This window comes from uncultured Tenacibaculum sp., assembly GCF_947504135.1.
Taxonomy (GTDB): domain Bacteria; phylum Bacteroidota; class Bacteroidia; order Flavobacteriales; family Flavobacteriaceae; genus Polaribacter.
The window spans coordinates 589061-596362 of record NZ_CANNGG010000002.1; the positions used below are offsets into that span (position 1 = coordinate 589061).

A 7302-nucleotide genomic window follows, 5' to 3' on the forward strand; every position below is an offset into this window, starting at 1 on the left:
AAATAAAGGAGATTGTAGTAGGTTGAGAGATATTGAATAATGTAACCTATAATAGAATTAACTTTTAAGAACTACTTTTTTAAGCAGCTTCTTTTTCTTTTTTGAGGCTTTTAAAAGTCGGATAAGATTGTTTATTCCAATAACAACTAAGATAGAAATACAAGCAGCTGTTCCTAATGCGCCTCCATAACCATTAAAAAAATCAGGACTAACCGTATATATGAATCCGAAAACTATTCCTGCGAAAATAATTGAAATATAGTTTCGAGTAAGTTTTCCAGAGGTCATACCAACGAAAGAAGCTCCAAAAAAGACCCAAGGAATTTGGTTGGTTATATCTTCTGAAAATATCTTAGGAAAAAGGAAGCATACACCAGCAACAATAAGTGTTAATAGGGCAGAGGCTCTAACTGGACCTTGTTTGTATTTTGTGCTTACTAAAAAGGTTAAAAAAGCTCCGAGTATGCTTGTTAAATATATTGATATGGTAGTTAGCATTATGAGAGAATTAACAATAATAATGATGAGATAACAACGCTACCAAAAGCAAGAGTACCTAGTTTACCACCAACTCCATGAAACAGATTTTTTGAAAACATATAAAAGATACCAGCAATCATACCTGCAATGAGTATAAAACTATAATCAATAGCAACGTGTTTTTGTGACATTCCTACAAAACAACCACAGTACATGGCATTAGGAATATTTTGTAAAACCTTGGATTTTTTATTCAAGTTGGGTAAAAAAGAAGCGATTGTTCCGATAAGTGTTGCAGCTAAAACAGAATTTAAAGGAGTAAAAAGATGCAAATAACTTGTAAGTAACGCACCAGCAATAACAAAAATCATTACATAGAATGGCTCAAAATCTACTTCTTTAATTTTAAAAAATTTTATGTAGGTGTAAATTATGAGTGCTGTAATAAGTGTTGTTAAGAATATTACCGTTAAAACATTTTTGTGTTCTAGTAATAACGCAGTAATAAATGCGAATTGAGTAAGAACTAAAAAGATGATTGAAAAAAAGTGAAAATATTTTTGTCTCAAACCTGAGTAACGCTGCTTTTAAAATAGAGTTGCAAATTTACGACATATACAGCGATTTCTCGATTAATTTCCTTGAATTCTAATCCAAAGATCATTTACAAGTTCTTTAGCTTTTTCTATGTTTCTAGGAGCTTCATCAATAACCACTTTATTATCTTCTTCAGTTATTTTAAAACTAAAAGCAAACTGTTGAAAATTCGGAGCTACACTAAGTAGTCCGAAGCGTAAATCATTTAAATAAAGAGTATTGTTTTTTTCTGAAATAGTATACCAACCTTTAGTAATTTTTATAAGTCGTTTTACAGAAACATCATCTTTATAATCACCTAGTAAATTATGATTTTTAGGATAGGAGTAAAACTCAATCGGTTTGGTGTCAAAAAAAGAATAATAACCAATCAGATAAGCATCGTCAGTTTCTACATTTGCAGACCATAAAACAGTGTTAAAAGGTGTAGGTTTGGTTTCTATTTCTTTATAAACTATTCCTTGTTCTTTTAAAGCATGCGCAAATTTAGTATAGGTAATTCCTTTGATAACAATAGTGATTGCCATGTAAGAACTACTAATTATAAGTCCCAGGTTGTTATACTTTCTCCTTTTTGCTGTTCCTTTACGCTGAAACATTGCCATTAACAGGAACACTAAGAAAGGCAATGTGTATAGAGGATCAATTACAAAAATGTTTTTAAAAGCCAATCGTATGTCGAGAGGCCAAAAAAGTTGAGTTCCCCAAGTGGTATGGGCATCTAGAATTGGATGCGTAATAAATCCCCAAAACATAAGTAGTGCCCATTCTTTTGTGGAGGCTTTTTTCTCATACAAGGAAATAAGCCAACCGAAAATCCACCCAAAAATGATTGCAAAAAAAACAGAATGTGTAAAACCTCTGTGTATTTCTAGAGCAGTAACAGTATCGAAAAGTTTTCCAATATATACATCTAAATCAGGAATTGTACCAGCAATAGCACCATAAAACATTGCTTTATTACCAACTTTTTTTCCTAATACAGCCTCTCCAACTGCAGCACCCAAAACAATTTGCGTAAGTGAATCCATAAAGCAAAAATACTTATAAAATTATTAGTAAATAGAGCTATAATATTCATCAACCCATTCCTTAGAATATTTATTATATAGGTCGTTAAGAAGTAGTTTATTTGCTTCGGTATTAGAGAAATCTTCATAGAAACTACCAAGAACCCAAACAGTTTCTCTAGGTAAATCGGTTTTATGATACTCTAAAAGAACTTGTTTTGAAGTTTTTGAAGAGTCAACCAATAGCAGAACCAAGGCTCCAGCAGTTTCAAAATTGAATTTATTAAAGAAAGGAGTCATTTTTTGAGCCCTTTTTAAAAGTATAGGATTTTCTAAGAAAAGAGAAGCTTTTAATTTTCTTCGTAAACTAGGATAACTCGTATAAGAGTTAACTTTAATAACAAACTTTAAATTTTCTAAAAACTCATTATACTTTGTGTTGTATAGGTTTTCTATGTCATTTAGTGAGTTCACACCAAAGAGTAAATATACCGTACTAGGTCTTAAAACATTAATATTATATCCTTCACCAAGAGATGATAGTGTTTTTTCAATTCCTTTTAAGAAAAGAGGGTAATTGTCTTCTCTTACTTTTACTATAATTCCCAACCTAGAGGCGTGAAAATAAGCATCAATAATTTTTTGCTTGTCTATTCCTTTTAAAGCTTTTGTTAGTGTTGCGTTAATATCATAATGGCGATAAGGATAAAATTGCCCCTGGAATTTATAGTGTAAAGCTTCGTTTTCACTTTCGATAAAGAGGTCAATAATTTTACTTGTAGTAAGTTTTCCTACGGATTGATATTTTTTTTCTTGCAATTTTAATTTTTTGTCTTTTTCCATGAATGTAAGATTGAGTCTAGGACTAGTAAAATTATAAACTCCGTCGAAATAATAATAATCTGTTTTATAAGCGTAGTTAACCGCTATAAATTTGAAGATTTAAGCTAAATTGAAGCTGTAATCAAAACAAGGAGTTTGCTTAAAACTCCTTGTTGAGGTAATAGATTTTTAGATTTAAAGCTGCTCGAAAGGAGTTACTTTTAAAATTTCAACTTTTTTATTTCCTTTTTTAAAAGGCCAGTCAATAATATCACCTTCTTTATAGCCAACAGTGGCTAAAGCCATATCTGAAAGGATTGAAAACTTTCTTTTTTGAAGTTTAGTTTTATTTGTAGAAACAAAAATGTATTCTTTTTCTTGTTGGTCTGAATGGTCTAAAATTAAGACTCTTCTGTTTACGGTAACTACATCCTCAGGAAGTTCTCTTCGTCTTACTTGTTTAGCGCCTTTTAGTTCTGCTAGTAAGCGGTTTTCTTCTTCAAGAGTTACTTTTTTTCTTCTAACGTGGTCTTTTATAAGATCGTATATACCTGTGGTTACTATAATATTTTTTGTCATTATTTTATAATTATTGATGAATAGAAATAAACCATCACTAGGTATAAAAAACACCTAGGATTTAGTTTAAATTAATTAAAACTAAAGTTGTCCCTACCTTTAAAATGGGTAGGGCTTAAATAATAAACTCTTTAGAATTTTTTAAAAATATATCATCAAGCAGGTAGCGCAAAGAAGCAATTAGCTTTTGCGCAACGTTTTTTTGAAATGTAAATATTGCAGTCATGTATCATTTACACTTAGAGAATACAAATTTACTGCTTATTTATTGAATTAAAAAGTGGTATTTAAACTCCCTAATTTTCTTTGTTTTACAGAGAATGTGAGGTTGTTTAAAAAGAGATGATTTTATAAAACTGAAAACAGCTGTCTTTTTAATTAAAGGAAGTGTAATTACTTTCCGATACAGAAGTTTCCGAAAATGTGACCTAAAATATCTTTATCTACATCGTATTCACCAGTAATATTTCCTAAATGACGCAAACACTCACGAATATCAATAGCAAATAAATCAGAAGAAATATCTAACTCAATACCGTTTTTAACCGAATTAATACTTTCCAGAGCTAAAGTTAATGCTTCAAAATGACGAGAGTTGGTAACAATTGTTTCATTATTACTCAAAGCTCCAGTATTCACTAATGAAATGAGTTCTTGTTTTAACTCATCAACGCCAATATTTTGCTTGGCAGAAAGTAAGATTAAATTATCTATTTCTGATTGTAAAATAGAAGAATCATGGCAAGATAATGTATCTATCTTATTAGCAATAACTAATAGACGTTTGTTAGGAAAACGTTGCTTTATGGTCTCAATTTCCTCTAAGAATAAGTCTTTAGAATGTATATACTTATTGGAGTCAATTAAAAATATAATTAATTGTGCGTTTTCTGCTTTTTCATATGCTTTTTTGATACCGATGTTTTCAACAACATCTTCAGTTTCTCTAATTCCAGCGGTATCAATAAAACGAAAAACAACACCATCAATAATTAATTCATCTTCAATAGCATCACGAGTTGTACCAGCAATATCAGATACGATAGCCTTTTCTTCATTAAGCAAAGCATTTAATAGAGTAGATTTTCCAACATTTGGTTCACCAATAATAGCAACAGGAATTCCATTTTTCATAGCATTCCCAAAAGCAAAAGAATCAATTAAGCGCTTTAAAACAGCTGATATTTTAGCTACTAATTCTTTAAATTTAGTTCTATCAGCAAACTCTACATCTTCACCAGAAAAATCTAATTCAAGCTCAATTAAAGCTGCAAAATCTAGTAGTTGCCCTCTTAATTCTTTTAGTTCATTGGTAATTCCTCCACGCATTTGCTGAATTGCCATTTGATGAGAAGCAGCAGAATTAGAAGCAATCACATCAGCCACAGCTTCCGCTTGCGATAAATCCATTTTACCATTTAAAAAGGCACGCATTGTAAATTCACCGTTATCAGCCATTCTACAACCATTTTGTAAGAAAAGTTGGATGATTTCTTGTTGAATAAAGCTTGAACCGTGACAAGAAATTTCTACAACGTTTTCGCCTGTATACGAATGTGGGTTTTTAAAAATAGATACTAAAACTTGATCAATGACAGTTTCATTATTTACTATATGACCTAAATGTAGTGTATGAGATTTTTGGTCGCTTAGCGACTTATGGTGTTTAATAGATTTAAAATATGAGTCAACTATTTTTATTGAATTTTCTCCAGAAAGTCTAATAACAGCAATAGCACCAACACCTGCAGGTGTAGCTAAAGCAATAATTGTATCGTTTTGTATCATGTTACAAAATTACCTAATTATAAAAGAAGTTTGTTAAAATATTTTAGTTCTGTTTTTTTCCTTTACTGCTTAAGGTAAAACCCCCTTTTTTTAATTTGGGTTTTTTGAATCTAAAAATTAACACTACTTTTATCCTAAAGTTTTTAGAACTTTAAAAACGTTAATCCCTCAAAATAATACAATTCCCAATCAGTATTATTTTATTTTCCTCAATTAAAATTTATTGAACATCCTTGTGTATTAAGTATTGCCAAAAAGCAGTGCTTGGACGTGTGTAACCCTTAATTACCCCATCCCCATTTACCCCATCCCCGTATGGTTTTAGGTAAAGTCTAAAACTTTTATAAGTATGTGTTTTCTAGATAAAGTCTAGAAAAAATATTAAAAAAAGTTAATTTAAAAGTAAAGGTATGGGAATGAAAACTACTCATTTTAAAAAATTAATTCTTGCCTTATTGTTGTTTAGTGCGAATTATGTTTTTTCGCAAACAACAGTATCTATGCAGAGTCCCTGTAGCCTTTCTGGGTGTGGAGCTCAGGATGTTGAAATAGGGAGTGTTTATATAGGAGACCTAAATGGAAATCCAATAAGCACGTGTACAGTAGGGCAACAGCTCTCTAATGTTTATCTATACGTAGATATATCAAAAGCAGCAAGTAAAAAAGATCTGTATATGCAATTCTATTTGATGAATGGTGCAGATAAAATTGATAAAGACGGAAATGTTTATGTAGGTACTAATAAGATTAGTATTGGAATCTTAGGAACAATTATCCCTGGTACCTATCAAATGTTTGAGTTAATGAACTATACTTGTGGTGATGAATTAACTTTAACCGACGTATATCTTTCTTGGCAAACCCCAGGTAGTACTTCAGGACCAGGATGTGCTACACAAACTTCAAAGTGTTCAGGAGAAAATTTACCACCAATTGATGTACAAACACCAATAGCACCAGACTTTACATTTGTTTATGATTGTGGCGCTAATGGTAGCGGTTTTCAAGGAGTAACTTTTACAAATGCTTCTACAGGAGGAGATGGAGTTTTAACCTATCAATGGAGTTTTGGAGCAGATTCGTCTCCATCAGAGGAAACATCAGAAGGCCCTCATCATGTTGATTATAGCAGTTCAGGTATAAAGTCAGTAATATTAACAGTTACAGATGAAGATGGAGACACAAATTCAATAACAAAAGACATTACTATTGATAGTACCCCCACAGCAGCCATTATAGGAACAAATGTATCTTGTAATGGAGAAAACGATGGAGCTGCTGATTTAACAGTAACAGGAGGTAAAGCACCTTATACGTACTCATGGAATACAGGAGCATCGACTGAAGATTTGAATAGTTTAACTATAGGAAATTATAGTGTTACGGTAACAGATGCTAATGGATGTATAGCATTGGCCAACGTAACTATAACAGAACCTTTAGTGTTATCGCTTTCTCTTTTAGGAAGTGATTTAAGTTGTGGAGGAAGTGATGGAGCAATTGACTTAACTGTGTCAGGAGGAACAGCTCCTTATACGTATTCGTGGAATACAGGAGATACTACGGAAGACCTTAGCGGTTTAATAGCAGGAACTTATACTGTTACAGTAACCGACGCAAATGGTTGTCAAAATGTAGGTTCTAAAACTTTAGTTTCTAACGATAACCAAGATCCTATTATTAGCGTTCCGGAAACTTTAGGGTTAGAAGGTTGTGATGAAAATGATATAACAAGTTTAAATGCTAGATATCCTTTTAATTTAACACCATCTTCTGATATTAAAGACAGTTTTACTACAACTGATTATACTGTTTCAGATGATGGAACAATAGCTAATATTAGTTACATAGATGAAATTACTTCAGATGATGGATGTATAACCACTGTAACAAGAACTTTTACAGTTACCGACACATGTGGAAAAACAGGAACAGATACAATGGTAATTACCATAGTAGATACCACAGATCCGGTATGGGTAAATGAGCCAACGGATATGATAAGTGTAGAGTGTGATCCATCGAC

The 7302-nt window shown here is 31.7% G+C and carries 7 protein-coding genes; 1 reads left to right on the forward strand and 6 read right to left on the reverse strand.

What is annotated here, in order from left to right:
- Positions 1-57: 57 nt before the first annotated feature.
- The 6 genes from Q0663_RS06140 to mnmE all read right to left on the reverse strand — a co-directional run bounded on the left by Q0663_RS06140 (position 58) and on the right by mnmE (position 5276).
- On the reverse strand, positions 58-498 hold the full coding sequence (locus Q0663_RS06140) for a hypothetical protein (RefSeq protein WP_299008033.1): 441 nt from the start codon (positions 496-498) through the stop codon (positions 58-60).
- Positions 498-1049, reverse strand: a complete 552-nt coding sequence (locus Q0663_RS06145; protein WP_299008035.1) for a hypothetical protein — start codon at positions 1047-1049, stop codon at positions 498-500. The genes Q0663_RS06140 and Q0663_RS06145 overlap by 1 nt, the downstream gene beginning before the upstream one ends.
- A 63-nt stretch (positions 1050-1112) precedes the next feature.
- Positions 1113-2108, reverse strand: coding sequence for a metal-dependent hydrolase (locus Q0663_RS06150; protein ID WP_299008038.1), 996 nt, complete (start codon positions 2106-2108; stop codon positions 1113-1115).
- Between the two features lie 24 nt (positions 2109-2132).
- Positions 2133-2930 (reverse strand): hypothetical protein, encoded by a 798-nt coding sequence (locus Q0663_RS06155; RefSeq protein WP_299008041.1) that lies wholly within the window; start codon positions 2928-2930, stop codon positions 2133-2135.
- Positions 2931-3104: 174 nt separating this feature from the next.
- Positions 3105-3488 (reverse strand): GreA/GreB family elongation factor, encoded by a 384-nt coding sequence (locus Q0663_RS06160; RefSeq protein WP_274634523.1) that lies wholly within the window; start codon positions 3486-3488, stop codon positions 3105-3107.
- Positions 3489-3881: 393 nt separating this feature from the next.
- Positions 3882-5276 carry a tRNA uridine-5-carboxymethylaminomethyl(34) synthesis GTPase MnmE gene (gene mnmE, locus Q0663_RS06165; protein ID WP_299008044.1) on the reverse strand — a complete coding sequence of 465 codons (1395 nt, stop codon included), beginning with the start codon at positions 5274-5276 and terminating at the stop codon, positions 3882-3884.
- A gap of 500 nt (positions 5277-5776) precedes the next feature.
- Between mnmE and Q0663_RS06170 the strand changes: the two genes are divergently transcribed.
- On the forward strand, positions 5777-7302 hold a 1526-nt coding region (locus Q0663_RS06170), incomplete at its 3' end, for a PKD domain-containing protein (protein ID WP_299008047.1).